Consider the following 16,347-nt stretch of genomic DNA (forward strand, 5'->3'; position numbering starts at 1 on the left):
GTCGCGGCCAAGCCCCACGGCGTTCAGTCGGGACTGCCCGCCGTACGGCCCAACCGGACCCGGTTCCCAGCCGCGGCGCCGGCGAGCGCCCTGACGCGATCGACGTGGGTGGTGTCGACTCCGCTCGCGATGTCGGCGCTGATCTCCTCGCCGGACATCTCCACCCAGTCGAACAGGGCCGTCAGATTGATCGCGCCCCGATTCACCAACCAGAGGTCCACGACGCCGTCCAGAATGTCGCCCAAGCGAATGCCGCCCAGCGTCGCGTCCAGGCTGATCCTGAAGATTCCCGTGCCCCCGCCGACCTCGAACACGAAGAAATCGCCGCCCTGCGTCTCATGTGCCAGCCGGATGTGGTCGTACGAACCCGGACCCGCCGAGATGGACCGGGAATGCCCTGACAGATCTTCCACCGTGAGCCAGGTATTCTGTCCGCCATCGAAGACGGCGAACTCGTAATTCATCGTGCTCGACATCGGCAGCAGGAGCCGGACGGCGAGGAACCGGCTGTGCGTGGTGAACCAAATCACTCCGGGGGTCGCCGCGCCCGTGACGCGACTGACCTCCGCGGAGAGTTCCCACGCCCGCAGGTTCGGTGGCGATCTGCGTTCCGCGGTCCCAAGCCTGCCCGTCACGCGGTTCGTCAGTTCCAATACGCTATCCGCGACCGGCACCGCCGCGTCGGCGTTGTTGATTTCCCAGTCGTTGAGGCTGGCGGGGGTATCGAAGTCCTCCCTGAAGCCGTCCGCCCGGCCGGTGACGGAGACCTGGATGGCCTGTGTGCCGGTCAGACCGTCCGTATCGGTCGCGGTCACGGTCACCGTCGCCGTGCCGCCGGCCACGCCGACCAGGGTCAGGGTGCTGCGGAACATCGAGGTGGACACCACGCCGGCGGCCGATGACTCCGCGCTGTATCTGAGCGGATCGCCGTCCGGGTCGTTGAAGTACCCGGCCATGTCGATCCTCGCCGTCCGCCCCGCGTCGAGGCGCTGTGGCGGGACCGAGCCGACGGGCGCTGGGGCGCGGTTGGCCGTCTGCACCGTAACGCGGACGCTCTGCGTCGCGCTCAGGTCGCCCGGGTCCGTCGCCGTCACGGTCACCGTCGCCGTGCCGTCCGAAACCCCGGCGAAGGTCACCGTGCTGCCGGACACGCTGACCGACACCACGCCGGCGTTCGAACTGGTCGCGCCATACGTGAGCCGGTCGCCATCCGGATCGCTGAAGTACGAGGCCACGTCAAGCGTCTCGGTCCGCCCGGGGTTGAGGCTCCGGGCGGGAATCGAGCCGGACGCCGTCGGGGCGCGGTTGGGCCTCAGCACGGTCACGCCGACGCCCTGCGACGCGCTCAGGCCGCCCGGATCGGTCGCCGTCACGTTCACCGTCGCCGTGCCCTGCGCTACCCCGACCATGGTCAGGTTGCTGCCGGATATCGAAACGGAGACCACGCCGGCGGCCGAAGTGGTGGCGGCATACCCGAGGGCATCGCCGTCCGGATCGCTGAAGTAGCCGGCCACGTCGAGCGTCAGGGTCTGCCCCGCGTTGACGGTCTGGGCGGGAATCGAGCCCGACGGCTCCGGGGCGCGGTTGGGCGTCTGCACCGTCACGGCGACGCTCTGGGTCGCGCTCAGGCCGCCCGGGTCGGTCGCCGTCACGGTCACCGTCGCCTGGCCGTCCGCCACGCCGAACAGGGTCAGGCTGCTGCCCGTGATCGATACGGAGACCACGCTCGGGGCCGACGTCGCGGCCGCGTAGGTCAGCGGTCCTCCGTCCGGATCGAGGAAGTAGGCAGCCACGTCGACCATGGCCGACTCCCCGACATTGACGACCTGAGCGGGAATCGAGCCGACCTGGACCGGGGGTTGTGGCGGCGGAGGCGGGGGCGGAGGGGGCATCGTCGGTTCCCCGCCGCATGAAGCGAGGCCCGCGACGAGAGCGCAGAGGAACGACGCGGACACGAAGCGTCGGAACTGAAGCCGAGTGAGGCGACGGTCGTTCATTGAACACCCCGGGGAAAGTGCAATGGAAAGAAGGGGGCCCCGCAGACTGCGCGGAGCCCCCTTCCGTGAGGCCTCTCGTCAGAGACCGCTGGGGTTATGCGTCGTCGTTATCGATGATCGTCAGCGTCGCGGGGCCGACCGTGTAGGTCTTCGTTCCGACCGTCGCTCCATCCGCGTCATCGAAGATGATCGTCTCGTTGGCCTCGTCGGCGGCGTCATCCGTGATCGTCAGCGTCACGTCCGCCGTCGCCGTCGTGCCTCCCGTGTTGATCGTCAGCGTCACCGCAGCGGGATCGGTGTAGTCCGTACCGCCGCCCGTCGCCGTACCGGTAAGGGCGAGCGTGAAGGTGGTGATCCCGTTCACCGGCGCGTCCGCCGTCGCCGTGATCCTCACCGTTACGGTGCCCGCGTCCTCGTTCACCTCTTCCTGGCTCAGCTCCAGCATCACGTCGGGATCATCGTCCATGATCATGATGTTGGCGGGCTCGGTGTACACGCCCTGCTGGGCGCTGCCCGACACCGTCAGTGCGATCGACTCGTTCTCCTCGTCGCGCGCAGCGTCGTCAGCCGCATCCACCATGACCGTGTCCGCCCCCGTCCGCGACATCGCACTGACCGTCACGGATGCGGTGGCGGCGCTGCCGCTGGCGATATCCTCGGAGGCGGTATTCGCCCCCGCACCGAGGTCAACGCTGATCGCGCTGGAAACGTCCGCGGCCTCACCGGCGTTCACGGTCACCACCACCGCCGTGGGACTGTCATCCTCACGGATCGAAGACGGGCTGACCATGATCTCGAAGTCCTCGTCCATCGACTTCACCTCCACCGACGCCGCGGTGAAGCCCGTCGCCGAGTGGGTCACGGACCCAACGTTCGACATGATGTCGAGGTCGTGTGCGGTCGTGACCGTCACCAGCACCGTATCCGCGGTAGCGTCGTTCGGGTTGGGGAAGTTCACCGTGGTCGGACTCACCGTGACTCCGGGCGACGTGGTGAGCGTTATCGCCACCGTGTCGGCGTCCGTATTCGCGAGCATGACGGCGTACATGACGCCGGTCGCATCGCCCTCGGTGACATCGAGCGTCTCGTCGATGTCCGCTCCGGCCACGGTCGTGAACTCGAACGTCGGGCCTGGCGGCGGTGCCGTCGGCGGCGTTCCGGGCCAACCAACGCTGAACGTCGCGACCTGGTCGCTGTAGGCGTTCTCGGCGGCGCGGTCATCCGCGTCGCGGGCGTCGTCCTCGGCGTGCAGATAGAAGCAGTAGGTCGTCGCGCCGAGATCGCCGCCCTGCTTGATCGTGAACACCTCGGAGAACTCGATCGTGTTGCTGCCGTTGTCGAGCCGCCGGACGGGACCGGCCGCCTGCGTTGCGGGCAACGGATCGCTGTCCCTCGTGCAGGCAGCGCCCTTGTGGACGCTCAGGAACGCGCGCCGGATCTCGGTCGCGTCGCTCAACGTCCCCGCCACGGCCACGCTGATCGATGCCGCCGTGGTCGAACCGAAGTTGTTCGGCACCGCGGACAGCGAGAGCGCGGGCTCCGTCTGGTCGCGGATGAACGTGAACGTCGTCGACGCCCCGTTGCCGGCCTGGTCTGCCGTCCAGGCGTACACCGTGTGACTCTGTTCGCGTGCGAAGAAGGTCCCGGCAGCCGGCGTAATGTCGATCTCGGCCGAGCCGTTGGAGGAGACCGGGAACTGCACGCTTCCGCCACGCCCCCAGTAGACCCGGCTGGAGTTGATGCTCGAACTCCCGGCCCAGGCGGTAACCGTGCCCGCGAGCTGGCTGCCATCTTCACCGGTGACGAGCCGCGGCTCTTCGACCTCGAAGAACAGCGAGTTGCTCGACAGCACGATCGGTTCGGAGGGCCGCTGGCGGCTGATCTCGGGCGCCGTGCGGTCCACGCCGAAGGTCGTGGCCGTGCGGATCCTCGGCACGTTGCCAAGACCAACGCTGTTCCCCAACCGGTCCGCGAGAGACTGGACCTCCGCCACGTAGCAGTCGACCCCGCCGCCATCGGCTACGCCGTCCGCCACAGGATCTTCCTCGGGCAGCTGGTTGATGAGCGTGACGTTCCCGAATCCCTCACCATCCAGGGGCACGAACGCCGTGCTGCCGCGCGTGTCGGCATTGGCGCCCACGCCGCAGTCGCCGACGGCGATCGCCGACGTCATGCCGTACACGTGTCCGACGCCCATGTCGGACATTTCCGTGATCCGGAAACGCCGCGTGCTGCCACCGGAGCCGTCGCGGTAGAACGTCGCCGTCGTCGACGCCCAGCTGGCATGCGCGGGATTGTTCGAGGTGGCGATCACGACTTCGGAATCGTTGGTTCGCACCGGGGCCTTGAAGTCGAAGTAGAGCGGCCCCTTCATGGCCATCGCCCCGCCCGCGCGGAACGTCGCGGTGACGTCGCGGCCGTCCGGGTCGGTGATGAGACCATCGTTGATGACCCAGGTCTCCGTCTCGCCCGGCATGTTCTCCAGGCGGAGGTTGGGGCTCCACCAGTCCGTGCCGGCCGTCCATGTGAACGGCGCTTCCTTGGACGGGTTGTCCGAACCGAAGCGGCTCTCCCTGAAGCTCAGCGAGGTGGCCCCTTCCACGTCCTGCTGGTTCGTGTCCGTGTGCTTGGTGGACAGCCGCATCTTGCCGACGATCGTGCCGTCGTACGCGACCGGGCAGGCGTGGAACTGGTTCATGTTGCCTTCGGCGGCGGGGCCGCCGTAGAAGGTGAGGCCGTTGGTGTGCTCTCCGACCTCGGACATGCCGCCGGGCATGTGCGCGATCGTCACGTACCCGTGGTTGTTGAGCGAGATCGACTGGCCGGCGAAGGCCTCGCGCTTCTCGTCCCGGGTCGTCATGAGGTACGCGCTCAGCTCGTAGTTGCCGTTGGCGTACTTCGGATCGATCTGCAGCCCCACGCACTCGTTCGTGGCGGGGGCGTTGGTCTGGAGTTGGCACTCGACCTCGACCTGCGCGCCCGTCTCGGCGAGACCCGCAATGTCGGCCCCCACGTCGCCCGCAGAGCCGCGGCACATCGGCGTGACGGTCTCGCCGTTCAGCGTCAGGGCGATGTCCGCCACCGTCTCCTGGTTGGGCTGCACATCGAGGAGCACATAGATCGTGCCGGAGATGTTCGTCGGGTCGCCGATCAGCTGGCGGTTCTCATCCAGCAGCCTGGAAATCACCACCGTGGCCGGGTCCTGACCGCCCACCGTGACGTTGAATCCCTGGTTCGCCAGAAGGCCCGAAGGGTCGGCCGCTGTGATAGTGACAGCGGCTAAGAATTCATAACTATCTGTGAATCAGTGTGTTGAGGATCAGATGATACGGCTGATTACCTCATTCGAACCCTCAACCGCGCTTCCGGTCGTTGGCCAGGTAGGCGGCCCAGTCGTTCATGAGGTGGCGGCGGCGTTCGAACAGGTCCGTCCGCCGGTATGCGGCCTCGACCTTGTTGTGCACGACGTGCGCCAGGGCCGCCTCGACGACCTCGCGCGGGTAGTCCGTCTTCTCGGCCGCCCAGTCGCGAAAGCTTGACCGGAAGCCGTGCGGCACGGCCGCGACCTCGTGTTTGTTCAGGAGCCGGCGCAGCGTCTTTTCGGACAGCGGCTTCGCGCCGCCGCGGGTGAACACGAACGGACCGTGGCCGTCGAGCGAGCGAGCGCGGTCGAGGATCTCCAGCGCGCGGGGGCACAGCGGCACGCGATGCTCGCGCTTCGCCTTCATGCGCGCCGCGGGCACCGTCCACACCCTGGCGTTGTCATCGATCTCCTTCCACTCGGCCCAGCGCACCTCGCCCCACCGAGCGGCCGTGAGCACGAGGAACTCGAACGCGAGCGGGCCGGCGACGGACCGCCTCGATCCGCGCACGGCCTCGATCGCCGATGCGACCTCCCGGTGCGGCAGGGCCCGCATGTGCCGGATCACGCGGTTCTGCGAGCCGAGCACCGGCCGGAGCTGATCGCAGGGGTTGCCGGTGCGGAACTCCATCGCGACCGCCCAATCCAGCACCCCGCGGATGCGCTGGAGCACGACCCGGGCGGTGGCCGCCTTCGTGTACCAGATCGGGGAGAGGATCTCGAGCAGGTCGGCGCTCGTCACCTCCGACACCGACACCTTGCCGATGCGCGGGAAGGCGTACCGGTGGAGGCTCGACATCCAGTCCCTGGGGTGTTTCTCGCTGCGCCAGCCGGCCTGCTTCTGCGCCAGCACCCGCGCGGCCGCTTCGGCGAAGCTGGGCACGTTCCGGTCGCGCCGCCGCTCGGCGAGCGGGTCGCCGCCCTCGCGGGCCAGCTTGCGGTTCGCCCGCGCCATCACGCGGGCCTCGGCCAGCGAGACGAGCGCGACGCTGCCGAGTCCGAGGTCGTGCCGCCGCCCGCGGATGACGAGGCGCTGGACCCAACTCCGGGCTCCGCTCCGCTGGACGAACAGGTACAGCGTGTTGCCGTCGCAGTACCGCCCCGGCGGCGCCGCACGCACGAACGCGGCCGAAAGCGCCTTGTCCGGATGGCGTCCCTTCGGCTTTCCTTTTGGGGGGAGAATGGGAGACGAGGCCGGGTTATTCATCGCACTACAATAGAATGCCCCCTGCGGGTTCCGTGGCGCGAGCCCCGGCGTTATCATGGCCCGCCGCCGGCGGTTCGCGCGGCCGTCCGCGGGGAAACTCCGGGTCGGGCCGCCTCGTAGATTTGTTTCACCGATGGCGGCCGGTCCCGGATTTGTATCGGTTGCGGCAAGGACGGCGATGAGCGTCTTCGTCTTCATCATCATCATCGTGGCGCTCGTCACGTTCGGGGAAGTGGCCCAGAAGTGGTTCGCGGCCCGCCCGTCGCCCACGCCCGTGGAACCGGGCCGTGACGACGAGATCGAGCGTCTGCGCGAGCATGTCGCGCTGCTGGCGAACCAGGTGGACCAGTTGACGGAGGAGCAGCGCTTCATGACCCGCCTCCTCGAGGGCGGCGGGCTCGCGGGCGGGGCGCCATCGGATGAGCCTCGCCCGGAAGGGCGACCCGATTCACGACTGCGGGGACCGAACTGATGCTGAACAGAGAGGACATAGAGAGCTTCCTCATCCGCACCGAGGCGGACTATCAGGAACTCGACGAAGGACTGTGGATCGTCCACCCCAACGGTGCGAGCGCGGAGCGGCAGCCGAGGATTCTGGTGAACTACCAGCCGCCCGTGCTCGTGTGCCGCGCGGACATCCGCGACCTTCCGATCGACGATGAGGACCAGCTTGCGCTCTACCGGAGGCTCCTGGAGTTGAACGCGGTCGACCTCATCCACGGGGCCTACGGTCTCGAGGACGGAGAGGTCATCCTGAGCGACACGCTGGAACTGGAGAACCTGGACTTCTCCGAGTTCCGCGCCACGCTCGAGAGCCTCACCCTCGCGCTGACGTCCCACTGGGACAGCCTCACCGTCGACATTCCGAACGACTGAAGAGCAAGCACAGGAAACGAGCAACCACCATGGGTGTCCTGGACCGACTTTCCCGGCTGATTCGATCGAACCTCAACGACCTCATCGCTCGGGCCGAGAACCCCGAGAAGATGCTGACCACGATCATCGAGGACATGCGCCGCCAGCTCGCCCAGGCGAAGCAGGAGGTGGCGGTCGCGATCGCGGACGAACGCAAGCTGCGGGCGCAGTTCGAGGAGTCGCGCTCGACGGCGCAGGAGTGGGAGCGGCGGGCGCGGCTCGCGATCCGCGAGGGACGCGACGACTTGGCGCGCCAGGCGCTCGTGCGCGGGCAGGAGCACGCCGAGCACGCGCGCGAGCTGGAGACGCAGTGGCAGAACCACCGCGCCGAGACGGAGAAGCTCAAGGACTCGCTGCGGCAGCTGAACGCGAAGATCGAGGAGGCGAAGCGCAAGAAGAACCTCCTCATCGCGAAGCAGAAGCGCGCGGAGGCCCAGAAGCGCATCCACGACACGATGCAGGGGCTCCACGACAAGAGCGCCTTCCGCGCCTTCGATCAGATGACCGAGAAGATCGAGCAGGCGGAACGCCAGGCGCTCGCGAGCGCGGAGGTCACCGAGGAACTCACCGGCGACACCCTCCTCAGCGAGTTCAAGGCGCTGGAGGCGGGAGGCGACGCCGCCGTGGAGGACCGGCTGCTGGAGATGAAGGCCTCCATGGGCCTCCTCCCCTCCGCCGAGCCCGAAGAGGTGAAGGCGCTCGGTGCCGGCGAGGACGCCGAGGCGGATTCCGGGTCGGACGCGGATGACGCGGGCGACGCGGAAGAGATTCCCGAGGCGGAACTCCTCGAGCTGCTGGGCGAGTCCGGCGAGATGGAGCGGACCGAGAGCGAATGAGCCCGGCCCCGGGGCGGAAGCGGCTCTCCTCCTCCCGGCTCGCGATCCTCGCGGAGGGGGCCTTCGGGGTCGAGACGGCGAAGACCGCCTCGTCCGCGGTGCGCTACCAGCCGGAGCGGGTCAGTTCCGTCATCGACTCCCGCTTCGCCGGGAGCACGGTGGGGGAGACGCTGGGCTTCGGCGGTGACATCCCCATCGTCGCGACCTTCGCCGAGGCGCTTGCCACCGAACCCCGCCCTGAAGCCCTGCTCGTGGGGATCGCGCCCCAGGGCGGGCAGCTCCCCGATGCGTGGCGGGCGGTGCTCGTGGCCGCGCTCGAGGAGGGGCTCGACATCATCAGCGGTCTTCACTTCTTCCTCTGCGACGATCCCGAGCTGGCGGCGCTGGCGGAGCGGCACGGGTGTACGCTGTTCGACCTGCGCAAACCGCCGGCGGAGCTGCCGGTGGGGGCGGGCCGGGCCATGGGGACGGACGCGTTCCGGGTGCTCACGGTCGGCACGGACTGCAACACCGGGAAGATGACGGTCTCGCTGGAACTGCAGCGGGCGCTGCAGGCCCGGGGCGTGCGCGCCGGCTTCGCCGCCACGGGCCAGACGGGGATTCTCATCGCCGGCACCGGGATCGCCGTGGACGCGGTGGTGTCGGACTTCATCTCCGGCGCCGCCGAACGCCTCACGCTCGAGGCGGCGCGGGGCGAGGACGGCGAGGGCGTCGACATCGTGCTCGTCGAAGGCCAGGGGTCGCTCATGCACCCCGGCTACTCCGGCGTCACGCACGGTCTCCTGCACGGCACGCTGCCGCACGCGATGATCCTCACCTGGATGCCGAGCCGCCCCCGCATCTACGGCGGCAACCACAGTTGGGTCGTGCTCCCGGAACTGGACGAGGTGATCCGCCGCTACGAGGACGCGCTCGCCTGGGCCTGTCCCGACGTCCCCGGCCGCGTGATCGGCGTCTCCCTCGCGACGTACGACATCTCCGAGGACGACGCCCGCACCGCCGTCCGCCACGCCCGCGAGGTCACCGGCCTCCCCGCCACCGACCCCATCCGCTTCGGCCCCGCCCCCCTCGTAGAAGCCATCCTCACCGCCCACAAAACTTCGGGGGTCACCGCGCAATGACCGGCAACACTGCCCCTTCGGGGCCGCGCAAGCGCGTGTTCAGCGGGATCCAGCCGACGGGGCATGCGCATCTCGGGAACTATCTCGGGGTGTTTCGGCGCTGGGCGGCGATGGTCGACGAGTACGAGTGCTACTACTGCATCGTCGACTTGCACGCGATTACGCGCGAGTACGAGCGCGAGGACCTGCTGCGGCGCGTGTTCGATCTCACGGTGTCGCTCGTGGCCTCGGGGATCGACCCGGAGCGCTGCACGCTCTTCGCGCAGTCGCACGTCCCCTACCACAGCGAACTCCAGTGGCTGTTCAATACGGTCACCCCGGTGGGCGACCTGGGGCGGATGACGCAGTACAAGGAGAAGTCCCAGGGCCGGGAGTCGGTGAACGCGGGCCTTCTCAACTACCCGGTGCTGCAGGCGGCCGACATCCTCCTCTACCGGGCGCACTTCGTGCCGGTGGGAGAGGACCAGCGCCAGCACCTGGAACTGTCGCGGGAGGTCGCGCGGCGCTGGAACGCGCGCTTCGGCGACTTCTTCCCGGAACCGGAGACGCTGGTGGGGACGGGGGCTCGCGTCCGCGGGCTCGACGGCGTGGCGAAGATGTCGAAGTCCAAGGACAACACGGTGCGGATGGTGGCGGAGCCGGACGAACTGTGGGCGCGGCTGCGCACGGCGGTCACGGACCCGGCGCGGGTGCGGAAGGACGATCCCGGCAACCCGCACGTGTGCAATGTGTTCGCCCTGCACGAGTTCTTCACCGACCCGGCGGAGCGCGAGGAGATCGAGATCCTCTGCCAGACGGCGGGCATCGGCTGCGTCGCCTGCAAGCGGCAGCTCACGGACAACGTGGCCGAGGAACTCGCGCCGGTGCGCGAACGCGCGGCGGAACTGCGCGCGCACCCGGAGCGGGTGATCGAGATCCTGGCGGCGGGGGCGGAGCGGGCCCGAGCCGAGGCCGCCCGCACGATGGAAGTCGTGCGCGAGCGCATGGGCGTCGGCCCGCGCACGCTGGACGCCGACCTGCCCGGGCTGGCCGGGGCCGCCACCGCGGGCGACGGCGGCTGAGCCCCTAGCGCCGGGAGTCGCCTTGCGCCGCTTCGTGATCTGGATGTACGCGCCGGAGACCCCCCACTGGTCGATGCCGGAGTGGTCGTTCGACCGCATCCGCGGCGCGCTGAACCCGGAGTGGGAGATCGAGTCGGTGCGCGTCGCGCTCGAGGCGTCGGGCGACGGCGTGCGCGTGACGCCGCCGGAGCTTCTGGAAGCGGTGGCCGACGCGGAGGTCTACTGCGGGTGGGGGATCCGGCGGGACGTCTTCCTCGCCGCCCGCAAGCTGCGCTGGTTCCACTCGGGCGCGGCCGGGGCGCGGAACTCGCTCTTCGAGGAGATGCGGGAGAGCGACGTCATCTTCACGAACTCGGCGGGCATGTACGCGGACTCGCTGGCGGACCACGCCATGGCCGGCATCCTGTACTTCGTCCGCGGCCTGGACCTCGCGGTGCGGGCGCAGCGCGAGCGGGAGTGGGTCCAGTCCGCGCTGAACTCGCCCCGGAGCCCCCTGCACGCCGCGCCCGCGGCCGGCGAGGTGGCCGGTGCCTCGCTCGGCATCATCGGCTACGGCGGCATCGGATCGGCGCTCGGCCGCCGCGCGCACGCCCTCGGCATGCGAGTTCAGGCCATTCGCCGAACCGTCGGCCCAAAGCCCCCCGAGCTCGACCGCCTGCACGGGCCCGACCACCTGCCCGAACTCCTGGAATCCTCGGACTTCGTCGCCCTCACGGCCCCCGAGACGCCGGAGACCGAGGGCCTCCTCGGCGCCGAGGAACTCGCGCGCATGAAGCCGGGCGCCGTGCTCATCAACCTCGCCCGCGGCACGCTCGTGGATGAGGCCGCGCTCGTCCGGGCGCTCGAGACCGGGCACCTGCGCGGCGCCATGCTGGACGTGTTCGAGACCGAGCCGCTCCCGGCCGACCACCCGCTGTGGAGGCTCGAGAACGTCCTCGTCACCCCCCACGTGGGCGGCACCTCGGCGCACTTCTGGGAGCGCGAGACGGACCTGATCGTCCGCAACATCTCCCGCTACCAGCGCGGCGACCCCCTCGAAAACCAGGTCGACAAGACCCGCGGCTACTGATGCGGCTACTGATGCTGCACCGGGGCAGACTCGCCACCCGTCACGCCGCCGTGGCTTCGCTGGTCTTCCTGGCGGCGGTTTCCTGTGCCGAGGACGGTCCCGCGGGTCCGTCACACCCGCGCAGGATGGTGGCGTCGGTCGCGGTCTCCCCAGCGACGGCGACGCTCTCCCTGCCGGGCGACACGGTGCGCCTGACGGCGGAGGCGCGGGACGGTCAGGGCAACGCGGTGGCGGGCGCCACGTTCTCGTGGGCATCGAGCGACGGCTCGGTCGTGACCGTGGACGCCGGGGGGCTGGTGACGGCGGTGAGCGGAGGGACGGCGGCCGTCACGGTGAGGGAGGGCTCCTCGGGCCTGAATGCAACCGCGCTCCTCGTCGTCGCCGACGATCCCCGCGACGTCCTGTTCCAACTCCATACCGCGATGAGGGGGCACTTCTGGATCAACAGCGAGAATTGGCGCACCGACGCTCCGCTGGGTACGTGGTACGGAGTCACGACCGACGAACAGGGCCGCGTGATCGAACTGGACCTGAGCGACAACGGGCTCGCGGGCTCGATCCCGCCCGCAATCGCGCGTCTGGCGACACTGGTCGTACTCGATCTGAGCGTGAGCGATGATTCGATCGCGGGCCAGCTCGAGCGGGGCGCGGGCCGGAGTCCTCGTCCACACCCCGGCCTGAGCCTCGATGCGGGCCTCGACGGGAGCCTCGATCCGGGTCGGGATGGCGATCCGGACATGCCGGGCGGAACGCGTCTCGCCGAGACGGATCTCGCCGAGACGGATGCCCGGCCCCTCGCTCGGCAGGGGCTGACGGGTCCGCTCCCTCGTACGCTGGGGGCCCTTTCCCACCTGGGGACGCTGAATCTGAGCGGCAACAGCTTGACGGGCCCGATTCCGCCCGAGCTTGGCCGCCTGGCGGCGCTGGACACGCTGGACCTCGGCCTGAACGCGCTGACGGGCCCGATTCCGCCCGAACTCGGGGATCTCTCGCACCTCAAGGTGCTGAGGCTGCCGGAAAACGGCCTGACGGGCCCGATTCCGCGCGAACTCGGCCGCCTCGCCCAGCTCGAGGAGCTGCAACTCAGGGAGAACAGCCTGGCGGGCGCGATTCCGCCCGAACTCGGGAACCTGCCGAACCTGAGGGAGCTGTATCTCACCCGGAACGAGTTGACGGGCTCCATCCCGCCGGAATTTGGGAACCTTGCGAGCCTCGAGAACCTGTGGATCGGCCGGAACGACCTGACGGGAACCATCCCGGTGGCGCTGGGAGACCTTCAGAACCTCGAGGAGTTGTATCTGTGGAGCAACGACCTGGCCGGCCCGATCCCGCTGGGACTCGCCAGCCTTCCGAATCTCAGGGAGCTGTGGCTCAGTTACAACGAACTGGTCGGCCCCATCCCGCCCGAACTCGGGAACGTTTCGAGTCTGGAAGCCCTCGTCCTGCTGGGAAACGAGCTGACGGGCGGGATCCCGCCCGAACTGGGCAACCTCTCGAACCTCTGGGGGCTGAGCGTCAGCGACAACGACCTGACGGGCCCCATCCCGCCCGAACTGGGGAATCTCGAGAACCTGACGCAGCTTTCGGTCTCCCGTAACCGCCTGACGGGCCCGATACCGCTCGAACTCACCGGTCTCACCAAGTTCGAAAAGCTCTGGCTGTACCTCAACCGTCTGACGGGACCGGTCCCGCCGGAACTGGGTGGACTCGCCAATCTCGACTGGTTGTCGCTGGCCCATAACGAGTTGTCCGGCCCGATTCCGCCCAGCTTCGGCGGCCTGACGAGGCTCGAGTACCTGAACCTGACGGCAAACGCCGGGCTGTCCGGCGCCCTGCCCACCGAGCTTGCCGGGCTCGAACTGCTCGAGACCCTGCTGGCTCGCGGGACGGCGCTGTGCGCGCCCGAGGAGGCGGGTTTCCTCGAGTGGCTGCGGAGTCTCGAGGACTGGCAGGGGGCCGCTTGCCGCCGCGTGGAGGGATCGCGGGTCTATCTGACCCAGGCCGTACAGTCCCTGGAGTACCCGGTTCCCCTCCTCGCCGGCGAACCGGCCCTGCTGCGCGTGTTCGTGACGGCCGAGCGCGCGACGGACACGGGGATTCCTCCCGTGCGGGCGTTCTTCTACCTCGACGGGATCGAAAGGCACCGCGCCGATATCCCCGCGCAGTCGGCCAGGATTCCGACCGCGATCGACGAGGGTGCATTCGACCAGTCGGCCAACGTGATGATCCCGGGGGACATCATTCAACCGGGGCTGGAGATGTCCGTCTACATCGATCCGGACGCCACGCTGGATCCCGAGTTGGGCGTGACCCGGCGAATTCCCGAGGCCGGTTGGACGGTTCCCGACATCCGCGAGATGCCGGTGCTCGATCTCACGGTGATCCCGTATCTGCTGCAGGGCAGTCAGGACCGTTCGATCCTGAACATCACGGACACACTGACGGCCGACGACGACCTGCTATGGGAGGCGCGCACGCTCCTGCCGGTCGCCGGCCTGGATCTGACGGTGCATGAGCCGGTATTCACCTCCTCGCATGATTCCTTCGTTCTCCTCAGGGAGACGGCGCTGATCAGGACGATGGAGGGCGGGAGCGGATACTACCTGGGGACCATCCCGGGGCCCTTCGCCGACGCCGTTGGCGGGCGGGCGCAGATAGGCGGGTGGGCGAGCGTTGCGCAGCCCGCGGCGGAGATCATAGCCCACGAGCTGGGGCACAACATGAGTCTCCGCCACGCACCGTGCGGCCGACCCCGGAGCGTGGACTCGGCCTTCCCGAACACCGGCGGGAGCATCGGAGCCTGGGGATACGACTTCCGGGCCGAGGCGCTCAAGCCGCCCGGCACGCCCGACCTCATGTCGTACTGCCGGCCGAGATGGGTCAGCGACTACAGCTTCGCGAAGGCGCTCCGGCACCGCCTGGAGGATGAGGCAGGTGCCGACGCTGCTCGGCGCACCGCACGGGCGGCCGCTCCGACACCGTCGCTCGTCCTGTGGGGCGGCGTGGACGAACACGGCGTCCTCTTCCTGGAACCGGCCTTCGTGGCCGAGGCTCCACCGCCGGGGCCGGGTCTCCCCGCGCCGCCCGCACGATACCGGATCCGGGGAACGGCTTCCGATGGCGAAGCGTTGTTCGCGATCGACGTCGACATGCGGCCCATTGCGGACGGGAACGGCGGTTCGGGCTTTGCGGTCGCACTCCCGGTGGAATCTGCGTGGTCGGGCAGGTTGGCGGAGATCCGGCTCACGGGACCGGAAGGCGAGGCCGTGCTCGATGGCGACAGCGACCGGCCGATGGCCATCCTGCGCGACCCGGAGAATGGACGGGTGCGGGGCATCCTGCGCGGCCTGCCTCCATCGGCGCCGGCCCGACAGGATCTGGCGTCGGTGGTGTCCGAACCGGGACTCGAAATACTCTTCAGCCGGGGACTTCCCGAAGCGCGACCTCCCCGCTGACGTTCCCGCGGGAACGCGCGGCTACTGAGCCCCGCGCCCGGCGGAAGTTGAAGGCGGCCCCCGATGACGCCACATTGAGCCCTGCCCGCAACTTGGGTTCGAGACACCAACGAACCCGAGACACGAGGAGACGGCGATGACGGCAGAAGGTTGGACAATCATCGGGGTGGCCATCGCGATCGTCGGCATATTCGCGCCGGTGCTGCTGGGAATCCGTGACCTGACGACGTTACGGGCCTGACCCGGGACGTGGCGGACGTGCGTGAACGTCTGGCCCGACTCGAAGGGTTGTTCGAAGGCTTCATCCGCCGGGACGCAAAAGGCGCCGAGTCCCTCGGCCTGAGGCGCGAACGCCCGGAGACGTTCCCGCGGGAACGCGCGGGACCCGCCACCGACCCTAACTTCGGAAGTTCCATGAGAGATCTTTCAGGTGTGCATCCGCCCGTGGCCACGCCGTTCGGCGAGGACGGCGAGCTGGCGCTCGACGCGTTCGACAACAACCTGCGCGAGTGGCTCTCGCATCCCATCGCCGGCATCGTCGTGGCCGGTTCGACGGGCGAGGCGCCGCTCCTCGACCGCCGGGAGCTGTGGAAGCTGGTGGAGACGACCGCCGCGCGCATCGGAGACCGCACGCTGACGGTCGGAACGGGGGCCGAATCCACGCGCGAGGTGATATTCGTGACCCGCAAGGTGGCGGAGCTTGGCGCGAACGCCGTCCTCGTGCGATCTCCCTCGTACTACCTGAAGGCGATGCGGCCGGACGCCGTGCGCGATCACTTCCTCGCGGTGGCGGACGCGTCGCCCGTGCCCGTCGTCCTCTACCACATCCCCCAGTTCGTGCCCGTGCACCTGACGCCGGATCTCGTGGGCCGGCTCGTCGAGCACCCCAACATCATCGGGATCAAGGATTCCTCGGGCGACCTCCGCAACCTCGGCCAACTCATCGAGGCGTGCGGCCGCAACGCGCAGGTGCTCGTGGGCTCCGGCGCGCTCCTCTACGCCGCGCTCGAGGCCGGGGCGGCCGGCGGCATCCTCGGCGTGGCCGTGATCGCGACCCGCTCCTGCTGCCAGATCTATGATGCCTGGAAGGAGGGCGACCACCGCCGCGCCGGAGCCATGCAGGAACGCGTGGCGCCCCTCCACAAGAGCCTCGTGGCGGAGGGAGGCATCGCCGCGGTGAAGGCCGCGCTCGACCGCCTCGGCCTCTACGGCGGCGTGCCCCGCAGCCCGCTGCAGCCCGCCGACGCCGCCAAGCTCGCCAAGGTCGACGCCGCCCTCGAAGCCGCCGCCCTCGGCGTCTCCGCCTGAAACCCGACGGCAGATTC

The 16,347-nt window shown here is 69.2% G+C and carries 11 protein-coding genes; 8 read left to right on the forward strand and 3 right to left on the reverse strand.

What is annotated here, in order from left to right; genetic code table 11:
* Nucleotides 1-23: 23 nt before the first annotated feature.
* The 3 genes from ACOGI9_RS01725 to ACOGI9_RS01735 all read right to left on the reverse strand — a co-directional run bounded on the left by ACOGI9_RS01725 (nt 24) and on the right by ACOGI9_RS01735 (nt 6,565).
* Nucleotides 24-1,997: an Ig-like domain-containing protein gene (locus ACOGI9_RS01725; protein WP_419858184.1), complete on the reverse strand. Its 1,974-nt coding sequence runs from the start codon at nt 1,995-1,997 to the stop codon at nt 24-26.
* 94 nt (nt 1,998-2,091) lie between these two features.
* Nucleotides 2,092-5,211 (reverse strand): hypothetical protein, encoded by a 3,120-nt coding sequence (locus tag ACOGI9_RS01730; RefSeq protein WP_419858185.1) that lies wholly within the window; start codon nt 5,209-5,211, stop codon nt 2,092-2,094.
* 139 nt (nt 5,212-5,350) lie between these two features.
* Complete coding sequence (locus tag ACOGI9_RS01735; protein ID WP_419858186.1) at nt 5,351-6,565, reverse strand: tyrosine-type recombinase/integrase; 1,215 nt, start codon at nt 6,563-6,565, stop codon at nt 5,351-5,353.
* A 178-nt stretch (nt 6,566-6,743) separates the two neighbouring features.
* On the opposite strand from ACOGI9_RS01735, the gene ACOGI9_RS01740 reads away from it, so the two are divergent.
* The 8 genes from ACOGI9_RS01740 to ACOGI9_RS01775 all read left to right on the forward strand — a co-directional run bounded on the left by ACOGI9_RS01740 (nt 6,744) and on the right by ACOGI9_RS01775 (nt 16,330).
* Nucleotides 6,744-7,037 carry a hypothetical protein gene (locus ACOGI9_RS01740; protein WP_419858187.1) on the forward strand — a complete coding sequence of 98 codons (294 nt, stop codon included), beginning with the start codon at nt 6,744-6,746 and terminating at the stop codon, nt 7,035-7,037.
* The gene (locus ACOGI9_RS01745) at nt 7,037-7,441 is read left to right on the forward strand and encodes a CesT family type III secretion system chaperone (RefSeq protein ID WP_419858188.1); all 405 of its coding nucleotides are present in this window, start codon (nt 7,037-7,039) and stop codon (nt 7,439-7,441) included. Before ACOGI9_RS01740 ends, ACOGI9_RS01745 begins: the two co-directional genes overlap by 1 nt.
* A 29-nt stretch (nt 7,442-7,470) precedes the next feature.
* Entirely contained in the window at nt 7,471-8,316 is an 846-nt protein-coding gene (locus ACOGI9_RS01750; protein WP_419858189.1) for a PspA/IM30 family protein, read from the forward strand.
* On the forward strand, nt 8,313-9,437 hold the full coding sequence (locus ACOGI9_RS01755; RefSeq protein WP_419858190.1) for a DUF1611 domain-containing protein: 1,125 nt from the start codon (nt 8,313-8,315) through the stop codon (nt 9,435-9,437). Before ACOGI9_RS01750 ends, ACOGI9_RS01755 begins: the two co-directional genes overlap by 4 nt.
* Nucleotides 9,434-10,498 carry a tryptophan--tRNA ligase gene (trpS, locus tag ACOGI9_RS01760; protein ID WP_419858191.1) on the forward strand — a complete coding sequence of 355 codons (1,065 nt, stop codon included), beginning with the start codon at nt 9,434-9,436 and terminating at the stop codon, nt 10,496-10,498. The genes ACOGI9_RS01755 and trpS overlap by 4 nt, the downstream gene beginning before the upstream one ends.
* 22 nt (nt 10,499-10,520) lie before the next feature.
* A complete protein-coding gene (locus tag ACOGI9_RS01765; RefSeq protein WP_419858192.1) occupies nt 10,521-11,567 on the forward strand; it encodes a D-2-hydroxyacid dehydrogenase in 1,047 nt (348 codons plus the stop codon).
* On the forward strand, nt 11,567-15,022 hold the full coding sequence (locus tag ACOGI9_RS01770; protein ID WP_419858193.1) for a leucine-rich repeat domain-containing protein: 3,456 nt from the start codon (nt 11,567-11,569) through the stop codon (nt 15,020-15,022). Before ACOGI9_RS01765 ends, ACOGI9_RS01770 begins: the two co-directional genes overlap by 1 nt.
* A gap of 414 nt (nt 15,023-15,436) precedes the next feature.
* A complete protein-coding gene (locus ACOGI9_RS01775; protein WP_419858194.1) occupies nt 15,437-16,330 on the forward strand; it encodes a dihydrodipicolinate synthase family protein in 894 nt (297 codons plus the stop codon).
* Nucleotides 16,331-16,347: the final 17 nt, after the last annotated feature.

It is taken from the genome of Candidatus Palauibacter irciniicola (genome assembly GCF_965208695.1).
GTDB lineage: Bacteria > Gemmatimonadota > Gemmatimonadetes > Palauibacterales > Palauibacteraceae > Palauibacter > Palauibacter irciniicola.

Excerpts from the sequence above, each read along its gene's own strand:
- ACOGI9_RS01770 (WP_419858193.1), top strand. The coding sequence starts at position 11,567 with ATGCGGCTACTGATGCTGCACCGGGGCAGACTCGCCACCCGTCACGCC.
- ACOGI9_RS01775 (WP_419858194.1), top strand. The coding sequence starts at position 15,437 with ATGAGAGATCTTTCAGGTGTGCATCCGCCCGTGGCCACGCCGTTCGGC.
- ACOGI9_RS01740 (WP_419858187.1), top strand. The coding sequence starts at position 6,744 with ATGAGCGTCTTCGTCTTCATCATCATCATCGTGGCGCTCGTCACGTTC.
- ACOGI9_RS01725 (WP_419858184.1), bottom strand. The coding sequence starts at position 1,997 with ATGAACGACCGTCGCCTCACTCGGCTTCAGTTCCGACGCTTCGTGTCC.
- ACOGI9_RS01735 (WP_419858186.1), bottom strand. The coding sequence starts at position 6,565 with ATGAATAACCCGGCCTCGTCTCCCATTCTCCCCCCAAAAGGAAAGCCG.
- ACOGI9_RS01745 (WP_419858188.1), top strand. The coding sequence starts at position 7,037 with ATGCTGAACAGAGAGGACATAGAGAGCTTCCTCATCCGCACCGAGGCG.
- ACOGI9_RS01755 (WP_419858190.1), top strand. The coding sequence starts at position 8,313 with ATGAGCCCGGCCCCGGGGCGGAAGCGGCTCTCCTCCTCCCGGCTCGCG.
- trpS (WP_419858191.1), top strand. The coding sequence starts at position 9,434 with ATGACCGGCAACACTGCCCCTTCGGGGCCGCGCAAGCGCGTGTTCAGC.
- ACOGI9_RS01750 (WP_419858189.1), top strand. The coding sequence starts at position 7,471 with ATGGGTGTCCTGGACCGACTTTCCCGGCTGATTCGATCGAACCTCAAC.